Origin of the sequence: Cellulomonas endophytica (genome assembly GCF_004123805.1) — a bacterium.
Classification (GTDB): domain Bacteria; phylum Actinomycetota; class Actinomycetes; order Actinomycetales; family Cellulomonadaceae; genus Cellulomonas; species Cellulomonas endophytica.
This window is the reverse complement of record NZ_RWJX01000005.1, coordinates 14137-39400: the sequence shown is the minus strand read 5'-3', so window position 1 is coordinate 39400 and position 25264 is coordinate 14137. Positions and strand designations below refer to the sequence as shown.

The window sequence follows — 25264 nt, the reverse complement described above, 5'->3', positions numbered from 1 at the left end:
TGCGCGCGGGTCAGGCGGGGGTGAGCGCCCGGGGGGCGGGCAGGGCGGCGCGGCCCAGCGGGGACCGCAGGACGACGAGGCCCGCGCCCGTCGCGGCGGCGGTCGTCGGGGCGGCGGACAGACGGACGGACACCGGCCGCAGGAGCCGCGCCAGCGCCCCGCGCTCGGCCGCGCGCCCGACCTCGCGGGCGTACAGCTCGCCCGCGGCGGCGAAGGCGGGGCCCCCGAGCACGACCGTGGCGACGTCCACGAGGTTCATCATCGTGACGACGGCGTCGCCCAGGCGGCGGGCCGAGGCGAGCAGGAGGGCCTCCGCGGCGCGGTCGCCGGTGGTCGCCGCGCGGCCGACCCGCCCGAACTCCTCCAGGGTGGCGTCCGGGTCGCCGGTGAGGCGCAGGCGCACGGCGAGCGCCGGGTCGGCGCGGGCCTGCCCGACGACGGCGGCCGGGCCGGCGGTGGCCTCGGCGCAGCCCCGGTTGCCGCAGGGGCAGGCGGCACCGGCGGGATCGAGCGGCAGGTGCCCGATCTCGCCCGGGTTGGCGGCGCCGCCGCGGTAGACCTGGCCGTCGACGACGAGCCCCCCGCCGATGCCCTCCGCCATGTAGAGCACGCCGAAGGTGGCGGTGCCCAGGTCGGCGACCGCCTGCTCGCCGAGGGCGGCGGCGGCCGCGTCGTGGTCGAGGAGCACGGGCAGGCCCAGGCGGCGGGCGAGGGTCGTCGCCAGCGGGAAGTCGCGCCAGTCCGGGGTCGGGCGGCCGACGCGGACGACGCCCCGGGGGCGGTCCTGCGGGCCGTGGGTGACGAGGCCGACGCCGAGCACGCGCCCGCGGTCGACGCCGCTGGCGAGCAGGGTGCGCTCGACCTGCGCCGCGACCTCGTCGAGCACCGCCCCCGGCGCGCGGTCCCCGGTCCCCGGTCCCCGGGCGTCGGCCAGGCGGCGCCCCGCGAAGTCGAGGACGACGACGGTCGAGCCGCAGCGGTCGAGCTGCACCCCGACGGCGGCGCGGGCCCCGCCGTCGAGCGCGAGCAGCCGCCGGGGCGAGCCGACCGCGGCGCGCACCCGCCCGACCTCCCGCACGAGCCCCTCCGCGACGAGCTCGCGGACGGCGTGGGTGATCGTCGCCGGCGTCAGCCCGGACCGGGCGGCGAGCTCGACGCGGCTGACGGTGCCGTGGGTGCGCAGGAGGTCGAGCACGAGCGCGCCGGTGGCGGCCCGCGGCGGCGCGGGCGGGCCGGCCGGCGCCGGGCGGACGGCGCTCGGCGCGACGGCGGGCAGGGCGGCGGGCAGGGCGGCAGGCAGGACGCCGGGCACGGCGAGGGGGCCGGGGTGGGACATCGACGTCCTCTCGGTCGGGGCCGCCTCGGTGCGGCACATCCAGCACCCTACCTATCTTGACAGCCTTAATTTAAGTCCGTAACGATATCGCCGAGCCGCAACGCAGCGGCGTGGACCAGTCCGCCGGCGGGGACGCCGGCGGGCGCGGGAAAGGACCAGCGATGCTCCTCAGGTCAGGCCACACCCAGCCGCGGCGCCGTGCGACGGTCCTGCGGGCCCTCGCCGGCGCGGCGGCCGTCACCCTCCTCGCCGCGGCCTGCGGCGGGGGCGGCGGCTCCGGCGCCGCGTCCTCCGGCGCGTCCGGCGCCGCCACGCTCGTCGCCTACACGGGCCAGTCGGGCGACTACCAGATCAACTTCAACCCGTTCTCGCCGTCGTCGATCGGCGGCATCGGGACGATCTACGAGCCCCTCTTCTTCATCAACAAGGCGCAGGAGGGCGAGCCCGTCCCGCTGCTCGGCACGGAGTACGCCTGGAACGAGGACGGCACGCAGCTCGACGTGACGCTCCGCGAGGGCGTCACCTGGTCGGACGGCGAGGCCTTCACGGCCGACGACGTCGTCTTCACCTTCGGCCTGCTCAAGAGCACGCCCGCCATCAACAACATCGGCTTCGACGGCGACGTGACCGCGACCGACGACACCCACGTCCGCTTCACGTTCCCGGCCCCGGCGTTCGTCCTCGGCCCGGGCATCCTCACCGGCGTCGTCGTGCCCGAGCACCTGTGGGCGGACGTCGACCCGACGACCTTCGTCAACGAGACCCCCGTCGGCACCGGCGCGTACACGCTCGACGACTTCAAGCCGCAGGCCTTCACCTACGTCGCGAACCCCGACCACTGGGGCGGCGAGCCCGCGGTGAAGGGCATCCGCTTCGTCTCCCTCTCGGGCAACACGGCGGGCGCGGACGCCATCGCCAACGGCACGGTGGACTGGCAGACGGGCCCGGTGCCCGACATCCAGAACGTGTCGACGAACTTCCCGGACTACGACACCCTCACCGCCAGCCAGAACCAGATGGTGCTGTCGACCTGCTCGAACGCCGAGCTCGGCTGCACCGGCCCGCAGACGGACCCCGCCGTCCGGCACGCCCTCTACCTCGCGATGGACCGCACGCAGCTCAACGCGCTGGCGTTCGAGCAGACGGCGTCGGAGATCTCGCCGACGTTCGCGCTGACCTCGAGCCAGACCGCGTTCATCACGGAGGCGCTCGACGAGCCCGTGGCGCCCGAGAAGGCCGACCCGGCGGGCGCCGGCGAGGTCCTCGAGGCCGCCGGCTGGGCGAAGGGCTCCGACGGCATCTACGCCAAGGACGGGGAGCCGCTGCGGCTCACGGTCGAGGTCGTCACGGGCTGGACGGACTACATCACGGCGCTCCAGACCCTCACGGAGCAGGTCCGCGCCGCCGGCATCGACCTGCAGGTGGCTCAGTCGTCGTGGAACGAGTGGACGGAGAAGAAGGGGCAGGGCAGCTTCCAGCTCGCCATCGACTCCCTGTGGCAGGGCCCGGCGCCCGACCCGTACTACCTCTACTCCTACTTCTTCACCTCGACGAACACCGCCCCCGTCGGCGAGGCGGCCGGCAACAACTACAGCCGGTTCTCGGACCCCGAGGTGGACGCGGCGCTCGACGAGCTGCAGGCCCTCCCGCTCGACGACGCGGCGGCGCGGCAGCCGATCTTCGACCGCATCCAGGCGCGCGTCGTCGAGGAGATGCCCTACGTGCCGATCCTCACCGGCGGCACCACGAGCGAGTGGAACACCGCGCGCTTCACGGGCTGGCCGACGGAGGACGACATGTACGCGTTCCCGGCGGTGTGGTCCGCGCTCGACGCCGCGCAGATCTTCAAGACGCTGGAGCCCGCGCAGGGCTGACGCCGGGCCGGCGGGGCGGGCACGTGCCCATCACCCCCGCCCCGCCGGCCGACGTCCCCGCCCGTCCCCGTGGCCCGGCGCGCCCCCGCGCCGCCGCCGCGCCCACCCCGGGAGCCGCTCGTGAACTACGTCCTGCGCAAGCTCGCCTTCTACGCCGTGGCCCTGTGGGCGGCGGTGACCCTGAACTTCCTCATCCCACGGCTGCTGCCCGGCAACCCCGTCGACATCCTGCTGGCCAAGCTCCAGCAGCGCGGCGGGACGGTCACGCCCGAGACGCGCAAGGCCTACGCCACCCTGCTCGGCGGCGACACCGACAGCCCCCTGCTCGAGCAGTACGCCGGCTACCTGCGGAACCTGCTGACGGGCGAGCTGGGCACCTCCGTCACCTACTACCCGACGCCCGTGTCGGAGGTCATCGGCACCTCCATCGCGTGGACGATCGTCCTCGTCGGCATCGCGACGGTCATCGCCGCGATCGTCGGGGTGGTGCTCGGCGGGCTCGTCGGGTGGCGCCCGGGGACGTGGCTCGACTCGCTCGTCCCCATGACGACCCTGCTCGCGGCCGTGCCGTACTTCTGGCTCGCGCTCGTGCTGGTCTACCTGCTCTCCCGGATCCTCGGCCTGTTCCCCTCCCAGGGCGGGTACGACGTGGTGCTCGACCCGGGCCTCAACGGCCCCTTCCTGGCCTCGGCCCTGGAGTACGGGTTCCTGCCGGCGCTCACCATCGTCATCGCGTCCGTCGGCGGCTGGCTGCTGGGGATGCGGAACATGATGGTCTCGACGCTCTCGGAGGACTACGTCCTCACCGCCCGCGCGAAGGGCCTGCCCGAGGGCCAGATCCTGCGCCGCTACGCCGCGCGCAACGCCGTGCTGCCGTCCGTGGCGGGCTTCGCGATCTCGCTGGGCTTCGTCGTGGCCGGCTCCGTGGTCACGGAGCAGGTCTTCTCCTACCCCGGCATCGGCTCGAAGCTGCTGGCCGGCGTCACGAACAACGACTACGCCCTCATGCAGGGCGTCTTCCTCTTCATCACCCTCGCGGTCCTCGGCGCCAACCTCGTCGTGGACCTGCTCTACGGGCTCGTCGACCCGCGCACGCGGGCGCGGACCTGAAGGAGGACGACCCGTGACGAACCTGCGTCCCGAGACCACCCTGCCCCTCGGCCCCGTGGCCGACGAGGGCGCCGCGCCCGCCGGCGCGGGGGCCCCACCGGCCGCCGCCGCCCCCGGCCCGGCCGCCGCCCGGCCCCGCGCCGCCTGGCGGCTCCTCCTGCCGACGATGACGCCGTGGCTCGCGGTGGGCCTCGTGCTCATCGGCCTCATCACCCTGCTCGGGGTGGTCGGGCCCTGGCTCGTCGGGGACCCCGCGACGATCCGCGACATCGGCCTGACCGGGCCGTCCGGGGACCACTGGCTCGGCACGACCCAGACGGGTCAGGACGTGCTCGCCCAGCTCGCGCACGCCACCCGCGGCTCGCTGCAGATCGGCCTCATCGTCGGGGTCCTGGCCACGGTGCTCTCGGCGTTCTTCGGCATCTACGGCGCGTACCTCGGCGGGGTCGCCGACGAGGCGTTCTCGCTGCTGTCCAACGTCTTCCTCGTCATCCCGGGGCTGCCGCTCGTCATCGTCATCTCCGGCTTCGTGCCGCGGGAGAGCCGGGGGCTGTGGACCATCGCGGTCGTCCTCGCGCTGACGAGCTGGGCGGCCTCCGCCCGCGTGCTCCGCGCGCAGACGCTGTCCGTGCGCTCCCGCGACTACGTGGCCGCGTCACGGCTGTCCGGGGAGCGGCCGTGGCGGGTCATCGTCGTGGAGATCCTGCCCAACCTCCTGCCCGTCCTGGCCTCCCAGCTCGTCTACGCGATCATCGCCGCGGTGCTCGGCGAGGCCGGCCTGTCGTTCCTCGGCCTCGGCGCCTCGAACTCCTCGACGCTGGGCACGATGCTCTTCTACGCGCAGAACGGCTTCGCGCTGCCGCTGGGGGCGTGGTGGTGGTTCGTCCCGCCGGGCCTGGTCATCGCGCTGCTGGGCATGGGGCTCTCGCTCGTGAACTTCTCCATCGACGAGATCATCGACCCGCGCCTGAGGAACGCCCGGACCGCGCGCCGCCGCACCCGGCAGGCCGCCCGCCGCGACCGCGCCGCCGGCCGCCGCGGCACGGGTGCCACCGCCCCCGCCGACCCCGCCGCCGTCCCCGCTCCCGCCGAGGTGATCCGATGACCGCGACCGCCTCCCGCCCGGCGAGCCTCGTCGAGGCCGTCCCTCCGGCCGCCGGCCCCGCCCGTGAGCCCGTCCTCACCGTCCGCGACCTCACCGTCGTGTACGAGACGGAGCAGCCCGTCACCGCCGTGCGCTCCGCGAGCCTCCAGCTCGGCCGTGGCGAGATCCTCGGCCTGGCGGGGGAGTCCGGCTGCGGCAAGACGACCCTGGCCTACGCGATCAACCGCCTCCACCAGCCGCCCGCGCGCATCGCCGGCGGGTCCGTGGTCTTCCACGACCGCGACGGCACGGACCTCGACCTGCTCGCGCTGCCCGACGCCGCGCTGCGCCGGTTCCGGTGGTCGAAGCTGTCCATGGTCTTCCAGGGCGCGATGAACTCCCTGAACCCGGTCATCACGATCGGCGCGCAGCTCGACGACACCCTGCGCGCGCACGACCGGCGGACGGGGCGCGCGCAGCGGCGGGAGCGCTCGGCGGAGGTGCTGCGCCGCGTCGGCGTCGACCCGGTCCGGCTGAGGTCGTACCCGCACGAGCTGTCCGGGGGCATGCGCCAGCGCGTCATGATCGCCATGGCGATGCTGCTGGAGCCGCAGATCATGATCATGGACGAGCCGACGACCGCGCTGGACGTGGTGGTCCAGCGCGACATCCTGCGCGAGCTCGTCCGGCTGCGCGACGAGCTGGACTTCGCGGTCGTCTTCATCACGCACGACCTGCCGCTGCTGCTCGAGATCAGCGACCGCATCGCCGTGATGCTGCGCGGCGAGGTCGTCGAGCTCGACACCGCCGAGCGCCTGCGCCTCGGCGCGGCGCACCCGTACACGCGCCGCCTGCTCGGCTCGTTCCCCAGCCTGTCGGGGGAGCGCGGCGCCTTCATCCGCTCGGGCGTGGGCGCCGACGCCCCCGCCACCACCCCCGGGGAGCCGGCATGACCAGCGTGCACGTGACGAACCTGACCAAGGACTACGCGCTGCGCGACGGGCTGCGCCGGCGGACGCTGCGCGCGGTCGACCGCGTCTCCTTCGACCTCGTGCCGGGCCGCACGGTGGCGCTCGTCGGGGAGTCGGGGTCGGGCAAGTCGACGATCGCCAAGCTCCTCACGCGGCTGGAGCGCCCCTCGTCGGGACGGGTGGACGTGCTGCTCGACGACCGCACGCCCGTGCGCGGGTCGGTGTACCGGCGGCACGTGCAGATGGTGTTCCAGGACCCCTTCGCCTCGCTCAACCCCTTCCACACCGTCGAGCACCACGTGGCCCGGCCCCTGCGGCTGCACGGCCGCACCCACGACGCCGCCGCGACCCGCGCCCGGGTGCTGGAGATGCTCGAGCGGGTCAACCTCGACCCGGCCGAGGCCATCGCGGCGCGCCGGCCGCACGAGCTGTCGGGCGGGCAGCGTCAGCGCGTCGCGATCGCGCGGGCGCTGGCCCCGGGGGCGCAGGTGCTCGTCGCCGACGAGCCCGTCTCCATGCTCGACGTGTCCATCCGCCTCGGCGTGCTCAACCTGCTCGGGCGGCTGCAGCGGGAGGACCGCCTCGCGGTCCTCTACATCACGCACGACCTGGCCACGGCGCGGCACTTCTCCGACGAGATCCTCGTCCTCTACCGCGGCCGGGTGGTCGAGCGGGGGCCGGCGGACGCCGTCATCCTCGACCCGCACCACGACTACACGAAGCTGCTCGCGCTCGCCGCGCCCGACCCGGACCGCGCCACGTCCCTCGTCCGGACGGAGACGCCCGACCGCAGCGGCATCGACAACAGCGTCTGCTACGACCACGGGCTCGGGGCGTGGGTGCACGTCGACGAGGCCGAGGCGGCCGCCGCGCAGGCGCACGCCCCGGTGGCGAGGGCCGTCGGTGCCTGAGCCGTCGGCCGCCACCGCCGTCGTCGCCGCCACCCCGGCGCCCGGCTGGGGCGACGACGGGTGGCCGCTCGTCGCCGCGTCCGCCCCGGCGGGGGAGGCCGTGCCGGCCCCTGTGTCGCGCGGCAGCGCCGGGGAGGCGATCGCGGCGGCCGCCGCGGCCCGTGCGGGGCGGCCGCCCCTGCGCCTCGTCGACGGCCTGGCGTTCGGGGGCGACTACAACCCCGAGCAGTGGCCGCGGGAGGTGTGGCACGAGGACGTGCGGCTCATGCGCGAGGCCGGCGTGACCGTCGTGACGCTCGGCGTCTTCGCGTGGGGCACGGTCGAGACGTCCGACGGCGTGCGGGACTGGGCGTGGCTCGACGAGGTCGTCGACCTCCTGCACGCGCACGGCGTGGCGGTCGACCTCGCGACGCCCACCGCGGCGCCGCCCTCCTGGCTGCTCGCGGCGCACCCGGACATCGCCCCCGTGCTCGCCGACGGCTTCCGCGAGCCGCCTGGCGGCCGCAACGCCTGGTGCCCGAGCCACCCCGTCTACCGCCGGTACGCGCTGCGGCACGTCGAGGCGCTCGCCCGGCGGTACGGCCGGCACCCCGCGGTCCGGCTGTGGCACGTGGGCAACGAGCTCGGCGGCGGCAACGCCCGGTGCTTCTGCGACCGCTCCGCGGCGGCGTTCCGGGGCTGGCTGGAGCAGCGGCACGGGTCGCTCGAGGCGGTGAACGCCGCCTGGGGCACCCAGCAGTGGGGCCACCGCTACGGCGCGTGGGAGGAGGTGCTGCCCCCGCGGGGCCGCCACGGCGCCCCCAACCCCGGCCTCGCGCTGGACTTCGAGCGCTTCTCCTCCGACGCCCTCCTCGGCCAGTACCTCGCGGAGAGGGCGGTGATCGGGCGGCACTCCGACGCGCCTGTCACGACGAACCTCATGGTCGGCGCGGGGGCGCAGGTCGTCGACTACGCCCGCTGGGCGCCGCACCTCGCCGTGGTGACGAACGACCACTACACGCTCGTCGACGACCCCGACCGCGCCCAGGACCTGGCGTTCGCCGGCGACCGCGTGCGCGGCATGTCGCCCGGCCGTGCGCCCTGGCTGCTCCTCGAGCACTCCACGGGCGCGCCGAGCTGGCAGCGGCGCAACCGCGCGAAGGACCCCGGCGAGATCGTCCGCGACGGCCTCGCGCACGTGGCCCGCGGCTCCGACGGGGCCATGTTCTTCCAGTGGCGGGCCTCGACCGCGGGGGCCGAGCAGTTCCACTCCGCGATGGTCCCGCACACCGGGACGCGCTCGCGGGTGTGGCGGGAGGTCGTCGAGCTCGGCGGGCACCTGCGCGCGCTCGCGCCCGTCGCCGGCTCCCGGGTGGAGCCCGCCCGGGTGGCCTTCGTCGTCGACGACGAGGCCGGCTGGCACCTGCAGGGAGGTCTCAAGCCGCACCGCGACCTGCGCTACGGCCGCGAGCTGCGCGCCTGGTACCGCCCGCTGTGGGAGCGGCAGGTCCTCGTCGACGTCGTGCCGCCGGGCACGGACCTCGACGGCTACGCGCTCGTCGTGGTGCCGGGCCTGCTCGTCGTGGACGACGCGGAGGCCGCGAGCCTGGCCGCCGTCCCCGCGCGCGGCGGGTCCCTCGTCGTGACGTACCTGTCCGGGGTCTGCGACGCGCGCGCGCAGGTGCGCACGGGCGGGCACCCCGGTGCCTTCCGCGACGTCCTCGGCGTGTGGTCCGACGAGTTCCTGCCCCTGCAGGTCGGCGAGCGCGTCGCGCTGGACGACGGCGGGCACGTGGAGGACTGGACGGAGCGCGTCGAGCTCGACGGGGCCGAGGCCGTGGTCAGGGTGGCGGACGGCGTGCTCGCCGGGCTGCCGGCCGTGACGCGGCGGTCGGTCCCGGCGGCCGGACCAGCGGCCGCTGACGGTGCGGCCGGCGCCGCCTGGTACGTCTCCGTGCCGCTGCCGCGCGCGTCCGTCGACCGGGTGGTGGAGCGTCTCGTCGCCGAGGCCGGGCTGCCGCGCGTCGCCGAGGGCCCCCCGGGGCTCGAGGCCGTCCGCCGCGTCGGCGGCGACGCGGCCTGGCTCTTCCTCCTCAACCACACCGACGCGGACGTCACGGTCGCCGCCGACGGCACGGACGCCCTCGACGGGTCGCCCGCCGGCCCGTCGGTGCGCGTCCCCGCCCGTGGCGTGCGCGTGGTGCGCGAGGGGCGGACCGTGTCCCCCTGACGGCCGCCCGCACGCCTCACCCCGCGCCGCTGCACCGGCGGCGCCGCCACGTCATCCGCCCCCGCCTCCGGCACCCGCCCCGAGCCCCTGGAGCCCCCGTGCAGCGCCTCACCCTCGTCGACGGCTGGACCGTCGTCCCCACCGCCGGCCCCGTGCCCGACGCGATCACCGCGGCGGGACCGGTCCCCGCGGCCGTCCCCGGCTGCGTCCACACGGACCTGCTGGCCCTGGGGCTCGTCCCCGACCCCTACCTCGACGCCCACGAGCACGACCTGCGCTGGGTGCACACGACGGACTGGCGCTACGCGCGGGCGCTGCGCCTGGACCGGGCCGCCGACGACGAGCGCGTGGACCTCGTGCTCGAGGGCGTCGACACCGTCGGCACGGTCGCGCTCGGCGGGACCGTGCTGGGGGAGACGGCGAACATGCACCGCTCCTACCGCCTCGACGTCCGTGCGCTCGCCGACGGGACGGAGCGGCCGCTCACGGTGGACCTGCGCTCGGCGACGGCGTACGCCGACGAGCTGCGCGACCGGCTCGGCCCGCGGCCCAGCGCGTACGCCGACTCGCCGTTCAACTTCGTGCGCAAGATGGCGTGCTCCTTCGGGTGGGACTGGGGACCGGACCTGCGCACCGCCGGGCTCTGGAAGCCCGTGCACGTCGAGCGGTGGCGCACCGCGCGCCTGGCCGCCGTCCGGCCGCTCGTGGGCGTCGACCCCGACGGCACCGGCCGCGTCACGCTCCACGTGGAGGTCGAGCGGTCGGGCCTCGTCGCCGACGGGCCGCTCGCGGTGCGGGCCCGGGCGCACGGGGTCGCCGTCGAGGGCGTCGTCGCGGCCGGGGAGAGCGGGACGGTGCTCGTCGTGGAGGTGCCCGACGCGCCCGTGTGGTGGCCGGCCGGGTACGGGGGGCAGCCCCTCGTCGAGCTGGTGGTGGAGCTCCTCGCCGGGGACGGGGCGGAAGAGCCGCTGGCCACCTGGTCCCGGCGGATCGGGTTCCGCACGGTCGCGCTGGACACCTCCGACGACGAGCACGGCAGCCGGTTCACGGTCGTCGTCAACGGGCGGCCCGTCGCGGTCCGCGGTGCGAACTGGATCCCCGACGACCACTTCGTCACGCGGCTGACGCGCGAGCGGGTGGCCCGCCGCCTCGACCAGGCGCTCGGGGCGCACCTCAACCTCCTGCGGGTGTGGGGCGGCGGCGTCTACGAGAGCGAGGACTTCTACGAGCAGTGCGACGAGCGCGGGCTGCTCGTCTGGCAGGACTTCCTCCTCGCGTGCGCCGCGTACCCGGAGGAGGAGCCGCTGCGCTCGGAGCTCGAGGCCGAGGCGCGCGAGAACGTCGTCCGGCTCATGCCGCACCCCTCGCTCGTGCTGTGGAACGGCGGCAACGAGAACCTCTGGGGGCACGAGGACTGGGGGTGGAAGGACCGCCTCGGCGACGCCACCTGGGGCCGCCTCTACGCCACGGAGCTGCTCCGCGACGTCGTCGCCGAGCTCGACCCCACGCGGCCCTACAGCGACAACAGCCCCTTCACCCCCCGCCGCGACCCCGCGGAGGTGCACCCGAACGACCCGGACCACGGCAGCCACCACCAGTGGGAGGTGTGGAACCGTGTCGACCACACGCACTACCGCGACGAGGTGCCGCGCTTCTGCTCCGAGTTCGGCTACCAGGGCCCGCCGGCCTGGCGGACGCTGCAGGAGTGGGTGCACGCCGCGGACGGCGGCCCGCTCGAGGCCGCGCCGTACCCGCAGGAGGACCCCGTCTTCCTCGTCCACCAGAAGGCCGACGACGGAAACGGCAAGCTCGCGCGCGGCATGGCGCCGCACCTGGGCGTGCCCGAGGGGTTCGTCGACTGGCACTGGGCCACCCAGCTCCAGCAGGCCCGCGCCGTCCGGTACGCCGTGGAGCACTACCGGTCGTGGTGGCCGCGGACGGCGGGCTCGATCGTGTGGCAGCTCAACGACTGCTGGCCCGTGACGTCGTGGGCGGCGGTCGACTCGCAGGAGCGCCCGAAGCCGCTGTGGTTCGCCCTGCGGGACGCGCACGCGCCGCGGGCGGTGTCCGTCGTGGAGCGCGAGGGCCGCTGGGTGCTCGCCGCCGTGAACGACACGGACGAGGCCTGGTCCGGCACGGTCGCGCTGCGCCGGGAGACGCTCGACGGCGCGGTGCGGGCCGAGGCCGTCGCGACCGTGGAGGTGGCGCCGCGGGCGGTGGCGGTCGTCGCCCTCGAGGACGCGCTCGTCGTGCCCGCGGACGCCGCCGACGAGGTGCTCGTCGCCGAGCTCGACGGCCTGCGCGTGTGCCGGACCTTCGTGGAGGACCTCGAGCTGCGGCTGCGGCCCGACGCCCTCGAGGCCACGGCCGAGCGCACGGCGGAGGGGTACCGGGTGCACGTCGTCGCCCGCTCCTACGCCGGCGACGTCACGCTGCACGCGGACCGGGTGGCCGCGGACGCGACCGTCGACCGCGCGCTCGTGACGCTGCCGGCCGGGGCGTCGACGACCTTCACCGTCCGGACCACGGCCGACGTCGACCCGGCCGTGCTCGTCGCCGCGCCCGTCCTGCGGTCCGCGAACGACCTGCGGCCGGCGGTGGCCCCGGCGACCCCCTGAGCCCGTGGGCCGCCCGGGGCGTCGTGCCCCGGGCGGCCGGTGGGTCCGTGGGGGCCTCTCAGGCCGCGGGGGCCGCGCCGTGCAGGAGGAGGAACCCGAGGGGGCGGAGCTCGACCGCGAGGGCCCCGTCGGTCGCGGTGAGCGCCCCCTCGACGCGCGCGAACCGGTCCGGCGCCGCCGGGTGCGCCCGGCGGTCGACCGGGTGGTCGCCGAGGTCCACGGTCCGGAACGTCGCACCCGCCCCCTCCGGCAGGCGGACCACGACCGTCCGGGGCGCCGCGCCGTCGCGGTTGACCAGCGAGAGGGACAGGCCGCCGTCGGCACGGCGGACGGCCAGCACGTCGACGAACGGGATGTCGCTCTCGGCCAGCGCGACGTCCATGGGCTGGGGCACGTCGTAGGTCGGGCCGTCCAGGTCCACCCTCAGGACGGTCCCGCCGACGAACGTCTCGTACAGGCCCATGACGTCGATGCCGGGGTCGGCGTAGACGACGCCGGCGCCCTTCTTGTACGAGTTGCCGTGCATGAAGCCGTTCGGGCTCGCGATGGTCACGCGGTCGCTGCAGCGCGCGAGGGTGTTGAGGCAGGCGGCCGCCCAGGCGGCCCCGCCGACGTTGTCCGGCATGATCCGGTCCGCCGGACGCCCGGACGGAGCGCCGACCGGCGTCCACTCGGTCATCGCGATCTCCACCGGCGGCAGGTCCGGCCGGCGCTCCGAGCGGTCGAAGACCTCCGCCAGCGCCGGCAGGAACCGGCGCTCGGCGGAGACGAGCAGGCCCATGAGCGCACGGTCGACGGTCTCGTCGGACGCCGGGTCCTCGGGGAAGTCGCCGGCGATCGCGACCCAGTGCACCGAGACGAGGTCGACCTCGTCGGCGGCCTGGCGGGCGAGCTCCGCGTGCCAGAACCCGTCGGCGGACACGTCGTGGTGGCGCGGGTGGTCCACGTCGAGCAGGTCGAACCAGTTGCCCTGCGCGAGCAGCCGCAGCGGGATCGGCGACGCCGCCCGCATGGCGTGCGCGAACTCGACGAAGCGCCGGGCGTTCTCCTCCGACCCGAAGTTCCCGCCCTGGAACTCGCCCCAGGGCTCGTTGCCGACCTCCCACAGCGTCACGCCGAAGGGCTCGGGGTGGCCGTTCCGCGCCCGGAGCGCGCCCATGGGCGTGGACGCGTCGCCGTTGCAGTACTCGACCCAGGCCGCGGCCTCCTCGGCCGTGCCGGTCCCGGCGTTCACGGTGATGTGCGGCGCGGCCCCGATCTGCCGGCACAGGGAGACGTACTCGTGCGTCCCGATCAGGTGGTGCTCCAGCCCGCCCCAGGCCTGCACCTCGAGCGCCGGGCGCAGCTCGACGGGCCCGATGCCGTGCCGCCAGTGGTGGTAGCTGACGAAGTTGCCGCCGGGCCAGCGCAGCTGCGGCACGTGCCCGCGCGCGATCGCCACGACGTCGGGGTCGATGCCGTCCACCGCGTCGACGGGCAGCAGGGACACGCGGTCGAGCCCGAGGTCGACGTCCGTCCCGGCCAGCCACCGCACGACGAGGTCGAGCGGCTCCCGGCGTGCGACGGCGCCCTCGGCGGTCTCCAGGGTCGCCTCCAGGTCGGTCCACCGCCGGCTCGCCAGCGGCAGGCGCGCGACGGCCAGCACCTCGCCCCGCGGCCCCGCCGCCGTGGTGTGGCGGCGCAGCAGCTGCACCTCCACCTCGCCGCCGGTCTCGCGGGTCGCGCGCGCGACGACGGCCAGGCGCAGGCGGCGCTCGCGGTGCGCCGGGACGAGGACGACCTGGCGCACGCCGGACGGCCCGGCCGCCAGGTCCGTGACGCCGGCCTCGCGGCTGCCGCCGAAGAGCCGGACCGCGTGCCCGATCCGCCCGACGCTCGCCAGCACCCGGCCGGCGCCGACCCGCGCCCAGGGCAGCGGGATCCCGGCCGCCGTCTCGTCGTCGAACAGCGCCATGCCCCAGCCGCTCACGCCCTCCGGCGGCCACCAGCGCTCGAACGGCGCGTCGCTGCCCGTGGCGGCGGCCTCGTCGACGACCGCGCCGTTCGCCAGCAGCGGCTCGAGCTGGCCCTCGCGCAGGAACGCCTTCCGCGCGAACGTCGGGTTCATCACCACCTCGGCGGCCACCCCGCCGGAGGTCGCGCCCGCCATGTGCTCGAAGAAGTTGGACAGCAGCGCGGCGGGGACCACGACGCCGGTCGGCCCCCCGACCACGGCATGGGTGGGCCGGTCGTCGGGCGCGTCGGCCGGGCCGTCGGTCGTCGGGTCGGTGCGGGTGCTGGACGTCATCGTCGCTCTCCTGCGGTCGGGACCGTCGGCGATTCCATCGTTGGAACCGCGCGGTCCACGGTAGCGGGTGCGCCGCTCGTCCCCGGGCGCGAGGTCGTCGCGAGGTGCCGGCTGGCCCCTCCGACGAGATGCCGGTCCCGGTCGTCGAGCCGCGGCGGGTGGCGACCGGACAGGGCATCTCGTCGGGAGGTGGCGAGGAGGGGTGCGGTGGTGCCGGGACCGGAGGGGGAGCACCATCCGGGGATGGCCGTGGTGACGGAGCCGGGACCGGGTCGCACGGGGCTCGACCGCGACGAGCACCTCGCGCTCGTGCCCGAGGTCGAGGCGCTCGTGCGGCGGTGGGTCACGGCGGCGGCCGGGCACCCGGTCGACCCCGCCGCGGAGCGGCTCGCGGACCTCCTCGCCGACCCCGACGGGCTGACGTTCGCGGTCGGCTTCGTCGACGGGGTGGTCCGGCCGGAGGACGACCGGGCCGCCGCCCGGGCCCTCGCGCGCCTCGCGCCCGGGGTGCCGGCGTTCCTGCCGCCGCACCTGCGGGCCGCGGTGCGGGTCGGCGGTCGGGTGGCGCCCGTGCTCCCGCACCTCGTCGTGCCCGTCGCGCGGCGCGTGCTGCGGGGGATGGTCGGGCACCTCGTCGTCGACGCGGACGGGCCGCGGCTGGGTGCCGCGCTCGAGCGGCTGCGCGCCGAGCCCGGCGTCCGGCTCGACGTCAACCTGCTCGGGGAGGCGGTGCTCGGGCGGCGCGAGGCCGACCGGCGGCTCGCGGCGATCCGGCGGCTCGTCGAGCGGCCCGACGTCGACCACGTGTCCGTGAAGGTGTCCGCGGTCGAGGGGCCGCACAGCCCCTGGGCGTTCGACGAGACGGTGGCGCAGGTCGTCGAGCGGCTCGCCCCCCTGTACGCGGCGGCCGCGACCGCGGACCCGCCCACCTTCGTCAACCTCGACATGGAGGAGTACCGGGACCTCGACCTCACGCTGACCGCGTTCGAGCGGCTCCTCGACCGGCCGGAGCTGCTCGGGCCGACGGCGGGGGTGGTGCTGCAGGCCTACCTGCCCGACGCCGTCGCGGCGATGCAGCGCGTGCACGCCTGGGCGGCCCGGCGGTGCGCGCGCGGGGGCGCCCCGGTGAAGGTCCGGCTCGTCAAGGGCGCGAACCTGCCCATGGAGCGCGTCGAGGCCGAGCTGCACGGGTGGCCCCTGGCGACCTGGGGCACGAAGCGGGAGACGGACACGCAGTACAAGCGGGTGCTCGACCTCGCGCTGCGGCCCGAGCACGCCGCCCACGTGCGCGTCGGGGTGGCCGGGCACAACCTCTTCGACGTCGCGCACGCGTGGCCGCTGGCCGGCCGGCGCGGGGTCCGGGACGCCGTCGACGTCGAGATGCTCCTCGGCATGTCGCCCGGGCAGGCCGCCGCCGTCCGCGCCGACGTCGGCCGCCTCCTGCTCTACACGCCCGTCGTGGCGCCGGAGAGCTTCGACGTCGCGATCGCGTACCTCGTCCGGCGGCTCGACGAGGGCGCGTCGACGGACAACTTCCTGTCGGCGGCCTTCGCCCTGCAGGACGACGAGGGGCTCCTCGCGCGCGAGCGGGACCGGTACGTCGCGTCCGTGGAGGCGCTCAAACGACGCCGTGCCGTCCCCGCACCGGGGCGTCGACCGCTACGCCGCGACCGGCCGACCCGGCCCCGGGTGCCCTGTCGGCACGCCCGACACGGACCCGGCCGTCGCGGCGCACCGGGCCCGGGCGCGGGACGTCCTCGTGCGCGTGCCCGGCTCCCGCCTCGGGGTCGACGAGGTGCGGGCGGCCCGGGTCGCCGACGCGCACGCCCTGGACGCGCTCCTCGTCGGGGCCGCCGAGGCCGGACGGGACTGGGGCGCGCGTCCCGCCGCCGAGCGGGCTGCCCTGCTGCACCGCGCCGGCGAGGTGCTCGAGGACCGCCGCTGGCAGCTGCTCGAGGTCATGGCCGCCGAGGCCGGCAAGACGCTCGACCAGGGCGACCCCGAGGTGTCCGAGGCCGTGGACGTCGCGCACCACGTGGCGAGGCTGGCCGTCGGGCTCGAGGCGGTGGACGGGGCGCGGCCGGTGCCCGTCGCGCTCACGCTCGTCACGCCGCCGTGGAACTTCCCCGTGGCGATCCCCGCGGGTGGCGTGCTGGGCGCGCTCGCGGCGGGGTCGGCCGTGGTCCTCAAGCCCGCGCCGCCGGCGGAGCGGTGCGGGGCGCTCGTCGCGCAGGCCCTCTGGGACGCCGGCGTGCCGCGCGAGGTGCTGCGGCTGGTCCAGGTCGACGAGGAGACGCTCGGCCGGCGGCTCGTCGCGCACCCCGCGGTGGAGCGGGTCGTGCTCACGGGCGCGTGGGAGACCGCCGGGCTGTTCCGCTCCTTCCGGCCCGACCTGCCGCTGCTGGCCGAGACGAGCGGCAAGAACGCGGTCGTGGTGACGCCGAGCGCCGACCTCGACCTCGCGGTGAAGGACGTGGTCGCCTCCGCCTTCGGGCACGCGGGGCAGAAGTGCTCGGCGGCGTCGCTCGTCGTGCTCGTCGGGCCCGTCGGGCGCTCGCGGCGGTTCCGGGACCAGCTCCTCGACGCCGTGGCCTCGCTCGTCGTCGGGACGCCGGAGGACGTGACCGTGCAGATGGGGCCCCTCGTCGAGCCGGCCGCCGGCAAGGCTCTCGCCGGGCTCACCGCACTCGGGCCGGGGGAGCGGTGGGCCCTGCGGCCGCGGGCGCTCGACGCGACCGGCCGTCTGTGGAGCCCGGGCGTGCGGTCCGGTGTGCGGGCGGGCTCGGCCTTCCACCGCACGGAGCACTTCGCCCCCGTGCTCGGCGTGATGACGGTCGGGACGCTCGACGAGGCGCTGGCCGTCGTGAACGGGGTCGACTACGGGCTGACCTCGGGGCTGCACACGCGGGACGCCGACGACCTCGAGCGCTGGCTCGCCGGGGCGCACGCGGGCAACCTCTACGTCAACCGCGGCACGACCGGGGCGGTCGTCGGGCGGCAGCCCTTCGGCGGCTGGAAGCGCTCGGCGGTCGGACCCGGCGCCAAGCCCGGCGGCCCGGACCAGCTGCTGCCGCTCACGGGCTGGGCCGACGCCCCGGCGACGACGGGCCGCCCGGTGACGCACCCGGCGGTGCGGGGACTCGTCGCCGCGGCCGCACCCCTGCTGGACGCGGCCGCGCGCGCCCGGCTCGAGCGCTGCGTCCGCCAGGACGCGCTCGTGGCGGCCGAGCACCTCGCGCCCGTCGACCTCGCCGGGCTGCGCGCCGAGCGGGACGTCCTCCGGCACCTGCCCGTGACGGCCGCCCGGGGCGGCGGGCCCGTCGAGGTGCGCGCGGGGGCGGCGGCGCCGCTCGTCGACGTCGTGCGCGTCGCGGCGGCGGCGCTCCTCGTCGGGGCACAGGTCTCCCTCTCCGTGCCGCACCCGCTCCCCGGGGCGGTGGTGGCCGCCCTCGCCCCCGGGGCGGCGATGCGGGTCGAGGGCGGGGCGGACTGGGCGTCGCGGGTGGCGGCCCGCGGGGGCGTGCGCGTCCGGCTCGTCGGTGACGGGGACGGGGCGCTGGCCCGTCGGCTCGTCGCGGCGACCGAAGGGCGGCCGGAGGTGACGCTCTGGTCCGGGCCGGTCGCGGAGTCCGGGCGGCTCGAGACGCGGCCCTTCGTGCTGGAGCAGTCCGTCAGCCTCACCGCCCACCGCTTCGGCACGCCGGACCCGCTCGCGCGGGACGCCCGCCTCTGACGGGCGCCGGGAGCGGCACCGCCGGCGGTCGACCGCGGGGGCGTCGCCGCCGAGGGGCGGCGCCGCAGCCGCCGTGGTGCGATGGCGACGTCGAGGGGCGGGGACCAGGGGGTACGGGTGCCGGGGACGCGGGGCGGGCAGGGCGGGGACGGGCCCCGGGTCTCGGTGCGCGCGGGCCTGCCGATCGGCATCGGCGTCATGGCGGCCGTCGACGAGATCGTGTTCCACCAGGTGCTCGCCTGGCACAGCTTCTACGACCGCGGCACCCCCGAGCTCGGCCTGCTCACCGACGGGCTGCTGCACGCGGCCGAGCTCGTGCTGCTCGTCGCCGGGGTGTTCCTCGTCGCGGACCTCGCGCGCCGGGGGCTGCTGGTGGGGCGGGCGGCCGTCGGCGGGGCGCTGCTCGGGGCCGGTGCCTTCCAGCTCTTCGACGCCGTCGTCGACCACAAGGTCCTGCGCGTCCACCAGGTCCGCTACGGCGTCGACCCTCTGCCGTACGACCTGGCGTGGACGGCGTCGGCGGTCGTGCTCCTCGTCGCGGGACTGCTCGTCGTGAGACACCGGTCGCGGGTGCGCGGCGGCGGCCCGGGGGCCGGCGGCACGGACGCGCGATGAGCGGCCTGTGGGCGCCGGCGCTCCTCGTCGTCGTGCTGGGGGGCGCGTACGCGGTCGCGCTGGCCCGACGGCCCGCCGGACGACGGGCGTGGGGCGCGGCCCGGCCCCTCGCGTGGGCGGCCGGCGTCCTCGTCGCCGCGGCGGCCGTCAGCCCGCCGCTCGTCGCGCTCGCGGCCCAGGACCACCGGGCGCACATGGCCCAGCACCTGCTCCTGGCGATGTACGCGCCGCTCGGGCTCGTCGTCGGGGCGCCCGTGACGCTGCTGCTCGGGTCCCTGCGGCCCCCGGCGGCGCGCCGGCTGGTCCGCGTGCTGCGCAGCGGGCCCGTCCGGGTGCTCACGCACCCCGCCGTCGCGGCGGTGCCCGCGACCGGCGGCCTGCTCGTCCTGTACGGCACGCCGCTGTACAGGGTGACCCTGTCCTCGCCGCCCGTGCACGCGCTCGTCCTGGCGCACCTGCTCCTGGCGGGGTGGCTGTGGACGTGGTCGGTCGCCGCCCCGGACCCGGTCCCGGGGCGCCCGGGCACCCGGGTGCGGCTCGCCGTGCTCGTCGTCGCGGCCGGGGTGCACGCCTGGCTGGCCAAGCACCTGTACGCGGGGGCGACGAGAGCCGGGTCGGACGGGGCCGCCGCCGGTCCCGCCGATCACGCTCACCACGCCGGTGCCGGGACCGCCGCCGCCGTCGAGCCCCTGACCGGGCACGGGGCGGAGGCCCTGCGCGAGGCCGCGCGCCTCATGTACTACGGCGGCGACGTCGCGGAGCTGCTCCTCGTCGTCCTCGTGCTCCTCGCCTGGTGGCGGCGCCCCGACCGCCGGGCCGGCGCCCCTCAGGCCAGCAGCGGCAGGCGCCCGACGATCTTGTCGACCCGGTTCCGCGGCCCGACGATGCTCACCGCGTGGTACTCCAGGCTCTCCGGAGGCGACCCGGCCACGGCGGCCAGGTACTCGTCGTAGACCCGGGTGGTCTGCGCCGCCACGGGCATGTCGGCGACGAACACCCCGAGCGACGCCGCCGCCCGGTCCCGCACCTCGCGCAGCCGCCCCGCCGGCGCGGCGAGGACGGAGCAGCCCGCCCACGGCAGGCCCGGGTGCCGCGAGCCCCCGGCGTCGGTGCCGTCCGGCCCGAGCAGGCCGGTGACCCCCGCGGCCGTCGCCGCCGTCACGCAGGCCGCCGCGTTGACGGCCCGGCCGGCGGGCAGCGCCTCGTCGACGACGACCACCCACTTCAGCCGCGCCGAGCGGGTCGGCTCGTCCGTGCGCACCTCGTCGGGGGCGAACCCGACCGCCGCCGCGCCGTCCAGCGCCGGGTCGCCCGGCCCGCGCCCGGCCTCCCCGCGCGCACCCCGGCCGCCCTGCGCCGTCCGTCCGTCCTGCACGTCCTGCACGCTCATGTCCCGTCCCTCCGACGTCCGTGAGGCGCGACCATAGGTGCCGGGACGGGCCGTGAAGGACGGATCCGTACGACGTACGGCGAGAGGTGGCGGACGGTGGAGCTGGACGATCTGGATACGGCGATCCTGCGCGAGCTGGGGGTCGACGCACGGCGGACGAACCGGGACGTGGCGGCGGCGGTGGGGGTCGCGCCGACGACCGCCCTGGACCGCACGCGGGCCCTGCGGGAGCGCGGCGTCATCCGCGGGGCGCTGCTCGACGTCGACCTCGCGGCGATCGACCGGCCGGTGCAGGCGCTCGTGGCCGTGCGGATCCGGCCGCCGTCGCGCCGGGTCATCGAGGCCTTCCGCACCTGGGTGGCGGCGCTGCCGGAGACCGTGGGCGTCTTCGTCACCAGCGGCAGCGACGACTTCCTCGTCCACGTCGCCGTGCCGGACAACGAGCACCTCTACGCGTTCGTCATCGACCGGCTCACGGAGCGGCCCGAGGTCGCGGACGTGCGCACCTCGGTCGTGTACGAGCACCTGCGCAACCCGGTGGTCGTGCCGCCGCGGCGCGGGGCGTCGCGGGCGGCCGCGCGCCGGCCCGGTCCCCGCGGCGCCGGGCGGCCCTGAGGGGCCGCGGCGGATCGCCGGGGCCCGGAGCGGCCGCGGGAGCCGCCGGCTCCGACCCGTCGCCCCTGGCGCTGCTCGCCGTCGGGGCGGCGCGTAATCAGTCGGCGGCCGGCTTGCGGGCGCGGCTGGGCTGCACGCGCGGGGGCTCGCCCGGCATCTTCGGGTACTCCGGGGGGTAGGGCAGGTCGCCCAGCCCCTCGTCGTGCTCCTGCCGGTCCGCGAGCTCGAGGGCGGAGTCGAGCCGGTGCCGCACCGGCGCCCCGGCGACGAGGGGCGCGAACAGGTCGCCGACCTCGGCGAACCGCGCGGGCATGGTCGTGACGTCGACGTCGTCCGGGTGCACGTCGGCCACCTCGTCCCACCGCAGCGGCGCCGAGACGGTGGCGCGGGCGTTGGCGCGCACGGAGTAGGCGCTGGCGATCGTGCGGTCCCGCGCCATCTGGTTGTAGTCGACGAAGATCCGCTCGCCGCGCTCCTCCTTCCACCACCTCGTCGTCACGGCGTCGGGCAGCCGGCGCTCGAGCTCGCGGCCCAGCGCGATCGTCGCCCGACGGGCCTGCGTGAAGGTCCACTCCGGCTCGATGGGCACGAACACGTGCAGGCCGCGCCCGCCCGAGGTCTTGGGGTGCCCCTCGAGCCCGTGCTCGGCGAGCAGCTCGCGCAGGTGGGGCGCCACCCGGGCGGCGTCGGAGAAGTCCGTGCCGGGCTGCGGGTCGAGGTCGATGCGCAGCTGGTCGGGGTGGTCCACGTCCTCGCGCGTCACGGGCCAGGGGTGGAAGGTCAGGGTGCCGAGGTTGACGAGCCACGCGACGACGGCGAGCTCGGTGGGGGCGACCTCGTCGGCCGTGCGCCCGCTGGGGAACCCGATCCGGGCCGTCTCCACGTACGGCGGCGCCCCCTGGGGCAGGCGCTTCTGGTAGAAGGCGTCGCCCGTGCTGTCGGACCGCGTCGACAGGCGCGCGCCCTCGAACACGCCCTTCGGCCAGCGCTCCAGCGTGGTGGGCCGGTCGCGCAGCGCCCCGAGGAACCCGTCGCCGACGGCGAGCACGTACTCCATGACGTCCCGCTTCGTCAGCCCCCGGGCGGGGAAGACCACCCGGTCCGGGGAGCTGAGGCGCACGGTGCGCCCGCCCACCTCGAGCTCGACCGCTGCGCCCTCCGACGTCGCCATGGCGTCACGCTCCCACGGCGGAGGGGCCTGGACCAGGGGTGACGCGCGGGTGGGCCGCCGTCCCGGAGCCCGGTGCCGTGCCGGGGTCGGGTCCGGGGGCGGACCAGGGGATCCCCCGATGTCGGCGGGCGCCCCGGCGCGGCAGGCTGGGGTCATCGACGACCGCGCGGGACACACCCGCGCAGGAGAGGACGGACCATGTCCGGCTACGGCTACCAGGCGCCCCTCGGACGGCAGGGGCTCATCCGCCCCCGCCACGGGCGCCTCCTCGGCGGGGTGTGCGTCGGGCTGGCGCACCGCTTCGGGATGAGCCCCGCGCTCATGCGCGTCATCTTCGTGGCGACGCTCTTCCTCATCCCGGGGAGCCAGATCCTCGTGTACCCGATCCTGTGGATCCTCATGCCCAGCGAGTCCTCCGTCTGGCGTCCGGCCGCCCCGCGCGGGTACTGACGGGCCCGGCCGTCGGGACGGGCTCCGGGACGGGTTCCGGGACGGGCGAAGGTCGACTGCAGGACGGGCGCCGGACGGGTCCGCACGGACGCGGACGGGGCCCCACGGGCACGGCCGGGGCCTGAGGCGAGCGGGCGCCGGCGGCGGCCCTGCCGGGCGGATCCGGCCGGCATCGGGCACCCTGGTCGGCGTGGGAGACGTCCGGGACCTCAGGAGCGCGGCCAGCCTGCGCCGTCGGCGAGGGCCCGTCGTCGCCGACCAGGTCGTGCTCCCGCCGGCCACCACCTCGCCGCGCGTCGCCCGGCACTGGGTCATGCACCGCGTGGCCGCCGCGGGCGTGCACGGGGTCGCGAACCAGTACGCCGAGCTGCTGACCGGCGAGGTCGTGGCGAACGCGGTCGTGCACGGCCCGCCGGAGGGCTCGGTCCTCGTCGAGCTCAGCCTCGACGCGACGAGCCTGCGGGTCTCCGTCACCGACGAGGGCCACGGCCACCCCGTCCCGCAGCACCCCGAGCCCACCGCGACGAGCGGGCGAGGCCTCGCCATCGTCGAGGCGCTGTCGACCGCGTGGGGCACGAACACCGCGTCCTCCGGCGGCACGACGGTGTGGTTCGAGCTCGAGATCGACTAGGTCGGGGGCGGTCCGGCCGCTCGTGGCGCCCACCGGGCGGGGGTGCGGAGGCGCGCCCGGGGCCGGTCGCGGCGTAGGTTCGTCCCCCGGAGCACCCGGCCGACGACCGGCGGGTGCGCACCCGGACGACGAGAGGGACGCATGAGCACGGGCACGACGACGGGCCCCGGGGCGGGCGGCGAGGGCGCCGCGGCCCCCGTCCGCGCACGGCTGCGGCCGGACGGCACGGGCGAGCTGACCATCGCCGGCACGGTCGAGCCCCTCCAGGGGGCCGACCTCGCGGCGGTCGGCGCGGCGGTGACGGAGCGCGTCGCGCGGCTCGCGGCGGTCGAGGGGCGCCCCGTGCCCGTCGAGGTCCGCGACCCGGACGGCCTCTGGTGGCTGCTCGTGCACCCGGACGGCCGGGTCGACGAGGCGCCGACCCCGCCCGGCCCCGACGCCCCGCCCACCCCGGCCCCGCGCGCGGCCGGCGCCGGTGCCAGCCGGCACTCCGGGCCCGCCACCGGCACCGCGGCGGCGGGCGCCCGCCCGTCCGGCCGGCGCGAGCAGGACCTGCCGACGCTCGACGACCTCCTGGCCCAGCGGCGCTCGGAGGCCACCGGCGGCGCCGAGTGGGGCTGGCGCCGCGCGGTCCGCACCGTCACCGGCGGCCGGGTCGCCCCCGGCCCGGGCCGCGCCGAGCGGCGCCACCGCGACGCCGTGGCGTCGGTCCGGCGCCACCTCGACGGCCCGCGCACGGTCGTCGTCGTGAACCCCAAGGGCGGCGCGACGAAGACGACCGCGACGCTGCTGCTGGCCGCGACCTTCGGCCTGCACCGCGGCGGCTCGACCCTCGCCTGGGACAACAACGAGACCCGCGGCACCCTCGGCTGGCGCTCCGCGCACGAGGGGCACACGCGCACGGCGGTCGACCTCCTGCGCGACCTGCCGGGCCTGACGCGGAGCCGCAACCTGCGCCTCGGCGACCTCGACGGCTACGTGCGCAGCCAGCCGCGCATGCAGTTCGACGTGCTCGCCTCCGACGAGGACGCCGCCTCCGCCGCGTCCGTCGACGCCGACGCGTTCCACGCCCTGCACGCCGTGCTCCAGCGGTACTACCGCGTGACGGTCGTCGACACGGGCAACAACATGCGCGCCTCGAACTGGCAGGCCGCCGTGGAGGTGGCCGACCAGATCGTCGTGGTGTCCACCGTCCGGGAGGACACCGCGCAGTCGGCCGCCTGGGCCCTGGACGCCCTGCGGGCCACCGGCCACGACGAGAAGGTCCGCCAGGCCGTCACCGTCCTCGCCGCGCCGGCCGCGACCGTCGACCGCGACCTGCGCGACCGGCTGCGCACCCACTTCGGCGCGCTCACCCGCGCGGTCGTCGAGGTCCCGCACGACGAGGCGCTCGTCTCCGGCGGCCCCCTGCAGTGGGACGCGCTGCGGCGGCCGACGCAGGACGCCTGGCTGCACGCGACGGCCGTCGTCGCCGAGGGCCTCTGACCGGTCCGGGCACCGGGTCGCGGAGGGGGCGCGGGATGGACGCCGACGAGGTGCTCCGCGTCCTCGACGCCCTCGCCGCGGCGGGCGCCCGCGCGTGGGTGTCCGGCGGCTGGGGCGTCGACGCGCTCGTCGGCCGGCGCACGCGACCTCACCGGGACCTCGACCTCGCGCTCGACGCCGCCGACGAGGCCCAGGCGCTCACGGCGCTGGCGGCCCTGGGCTACGCCGTCGAGACCGACCACCGCCCCGTGCGCGTCGAGCTCGCCGCGACCGGCCAGCGATGGGTCGACCTGCACCCGGTGGCCTTCGCCGCCGCCGCTGATGCCGACGCCCGTGCCGGTGCCGGCGCGTCGCCCGGCGACGGCGTCCAGGCGGGGCCGCCCGGGACGGTGTTCCTCTACCCGGCCTCGTGCTTCGTGACCGGCACGGTCGCCGGGCGCACCGTCGGGTGCCTCGACGTGGCGCAGCAGCTGCGCTTCCACTCGGGCTACCCGCCCGGCGCGGTCGACCTCCACGACCTCGCCCTGCTGCACGCCCTCGCGGAGGACCGTCCGCCCGCACCGCCCTGACCATTCCCGCCCTCGCGTCGCCCGGTCGTCCGGCTCACGACCCCGTGATCCGGTGGCTCCGCCACGCGCGCGCACCACCGGATGACGTGCTCGCGCTGCCGGCCGGCCGTCCGGCGGGACGTTTCGGCGCCGTCATCCTGCGGCTGGAGTTGCCGGCGCAGCGGTCGGATGGCGGCGCCACTGCGGCGATGACGCAGCCGGGGGA

General features: G+C 77.0%; 18 protein-coding genes and 2 pseudogenes. 16 read left to right on the top strand and 4 right to left on the bottom strand.

Annotated elements, in window-relative coordinates; genetic code table 11:
- Window positions 1-10: 10 nt before the first annotated feature.
- Window positions 11-1336, bottom strand: coding sequence for an ROK family transcriptional regulator (locus EJA20_RS02715; protein WP_129336643.1), 1326 nt, complete (start codon window positions 1334-1336; stop codon window positions 11-13).
- A 161-nt stretch (window positions 1337-1497) separates the two neighbouring features.
- Here EJA20_RS02715 and EJA20_RS02710 point away from each other — a divergent pair, with 161 nt between their 5' ends.
- The 7 genes from EJA20_RS02710 (at window position 1498) to EJA20_RS02680 (ending at window position 12113) form a co-directional block, all read left to right on the top strand.
- Complete coding sequence (locus EJA20_RS02710) at window positions 1498-3210, top strand: ABC transporter substrate-binding protein (protein WP_129336642.1); 1713 nt, start codon at window positions 1498-1500, stop codon at window positions 3208-3210.
- A gap of 120 nt (window positions 3211-3330) precedes the next feature.
- Window positions 3331-4320 (top strand): ABC transporter permease, encoded by a 990-nt coding sequence (locus EJA20_RS02705; RefSeq protein ID WP_129336641.1) that lies wholly within the window; start codon window positions 3331-3333, stop codon window positions 4318-4320.
- A gap of 13 nt (window positions 4321-4333) precedes the next feature.
- Complete coding sequence (locus tag EJA20_RS02700) at window positions 4334-5425, top strand: ABC transporter permease (RefSeq protein ID WP_240674931.1); 1092 nt, start codon at window positions 4334-4336, stop codon at window positions 5423-5425.
- Window positions 5422-6357 carry an ABC transporter ATP-binding protein gene (locus EJA20_RS02695; RefSeq protein WP_129336640.1) on the top strand — a complete coding sequence of 312 codons (936 nt, stop codon included), beginning with the start codon at window positions 5422-5424 and terminating at the stop codon, window positions 6355-6357. The genes EJA20_RS02700 and EJA20_RS02695 overlap by 4 nt, the downstream gene beginning before the upstream one ends.
- Entirely contained in the window at window positions 6354-7286 is a 933-nt protein-coding gene (locus tag EJA20_RS02690) for an ABC transporter ATP-binding protein (protein ID WP_129336639.1), read from the top strand. Before EJA20_RS02695 ends, EJA20_RS02690 begins: the two co-directional genes overlap by 4 nt.
- A complete protein-coding gene (locus tag EJA20_RS02685; RefSeq protein ID WP_240674929.1) occupies window positions 7279-9495 on the top strand; it encodes a beta-galactosidase in 2217 nt (738 codons plus the stop codon). The genes EJA20_RS02690 and EJA20_RS02685 overlap by 8 nt, the downstream gene beginning before the upstream one ends.
- A gap of 98 nt (window positions 9496-9593) precedes the next feature.
- Window positions 9594-12113, top strand: a complete 2520-nt coding sequence (locus tag EJA20_RS02680; RefSeq protein WP_129336638.1) for a glycoside hydrolase family 2 protein — start codon at window positions 9594-9596, stop codon at window positions 12111-12113.
- Between the two features lie 58 nt (window positions 12114-12171).
- Here EJA20_RS02680 and EJA20_RS02675 read toward each other — a convergent pair whose 3' ends face one another.
- Window positions 12172-14400 (bottom strand): hypothetical protein, encoded by a 2229-nt coding sequence (locus EJA20_RS02675; protein WP_129336637.1) that lies wholly within the window; start codon window positions 14398-14400, stop codon window positions 12172-12174.
- Between EJA20_RS02675 and EJA20_RS19815 the strand changes: the two are divergent.
- The 4 genes and pseudogenes from EJA20_RS19815 to EJA20_RS19295 form a co-directional block, all read left to right on the top strand.
- Window positions 14329-15882: pseudogene (locus EJA20_RS19815) on the top strand (proline dehydrogenase family protein); the annotation flags it as partial. The gene EJA20_RS02675 and the pseudogene EJA20_RS19815 sit on opposite strands and share 72 nt — an antisense overlap.
- A 148-nt stretch (window positions 15883-16030) precedes the next feature.
- On the top strand, window positions 16031-18133 hold the full coding sequence (locus tag EJA20_RS19300; RefSeq protein WP_240674928.1) for an aldehyde dehydrogenase family protein: 2103 nt from the start codon (window positions 16031-16033) through the stop codon (window positions 18131-18133).
- A gap of 117 nt (window positions 18134-18250) precedes the next feature.
- Window positions 18251-18748, top strand: a complete 498-nt coding sequence (locus EJA20_RS02665) for a DUF2243 domain-containing protein (RefSeq protein ID WP_240674926.1) — start codon at window positions 18251-18253, stop codon at window positions 18746-18748.
- A pseudogene (locus tag EJA20_RS19295) lies at window positions 18745-19536 on the top strand (cytochrome c oxidase assembly protein); the annotation flags it as partial. The gene EJA20_RS02665 and the pseudogene EJA20_RS19295, both read left to right, overlap by 4 nt.
- Before the next feature lie 38 nt (window positions 19537-19574).
- Here EJA20_RS19295 and EJA20_RS02655 read toward each other — a convergent pair.
- Window positions 19575-20138, bottom strand: a complete 564-nt coding sequence (locus tag EJA20_RS02655; RefSeq protein ID WP_129336635.1) for a DUF2000 domain-containing protein — start codon at window positions 20136-20138, stop codon at window positions 19575-19577.
- Between the two features lie 96 nt (window positions 20139-20234).
- On the opposite strand from EJA20_RS02655, the gene EJA20_RS02650 reads away from it, so the two are divergent.
- Window positions 20235-20753, top strand: coding sequence for an Lrp/AsnC family transcriptional regulator (locus EJA20_RS02650; protein WP_240674925.1), 519 nt, complete (start codon window positions 20235-20237; stop codon window positions 20751-20753).
- Window positions 20754-20850: 97 nt separating this feature from the next.
- Here the strand turns inward: EJA20_RS02650 and ligD are convergent, their stop codons facing one another.
- Window positions 20851-21924 (bottom strand): non-homologous end-joining DNA ligase, encoded by a 1074-nt coding sequence (gene ligD, locus EJA20_RS02645; protein WP_129336634.1) that lies wholly within the window; start codon window positions 21922-21924, stop codon window positions 20851-20853.
- Window positions 21925-22122: 198 nt separating this feature from the next.
- Here ligD and EJA20_RS02640 point away from each other — a divergent pair, with 198 nt between their 5' ends.
- The 4 genes from EJA20_RS02640 (at window position 22123) to EJA20_RS02625 (ending at window position 25059) form a co-directional block, all read left to right on the top strand.
- Window positions 22123-22374, top strand: a complete 252-nt coding sequence (locus tag EJA20_RS02640) for a PspC domain-containing protein (RefSeq protein WP_129336633.1) — start codon at window positions 22123-22125, stop codon at window positions 22372-22374.
- Window positions 22375-22564: 190 nt separating this feature from the next.
- Window positions 22565-23005: an ATP-binding protein gene (locus EJA20_RS02635; RefSeq protein WP_240674923.1), complete on the top strand. Its 441-nt coding sequence runs from the start codon at window positions 22565-22567 to the stop codon at window positions 23003-23005.
- A gap of 141 nt (window positions 23006-23146) precedes the next feature.
- On the top strand, window positions 23147-24490 hold the full coding sequence (locus EJA20_RS02630) for a MinD/ParA family ATP-binding protein (RefSeq protein ID WP_129336632.1): 1344 nt from the start codon (window positions 23147-23149) through the stop codon (window positions 24488-24490).
- Between the two features lie 35 nt (window positions 24491-24525).
- Complete coding sequence (locus EJA20_RS02625; RefSeq protein ID WP_129336631.1) at window positions 24526-25059, top strand: nucleotidyltransferase domain-containing protein; 534 nt, start codon at window positions 24526-24528, stop codon at window positions 25057-25059.
- Window positions 25060-25264: the final 205 nt, after the last annotated feature.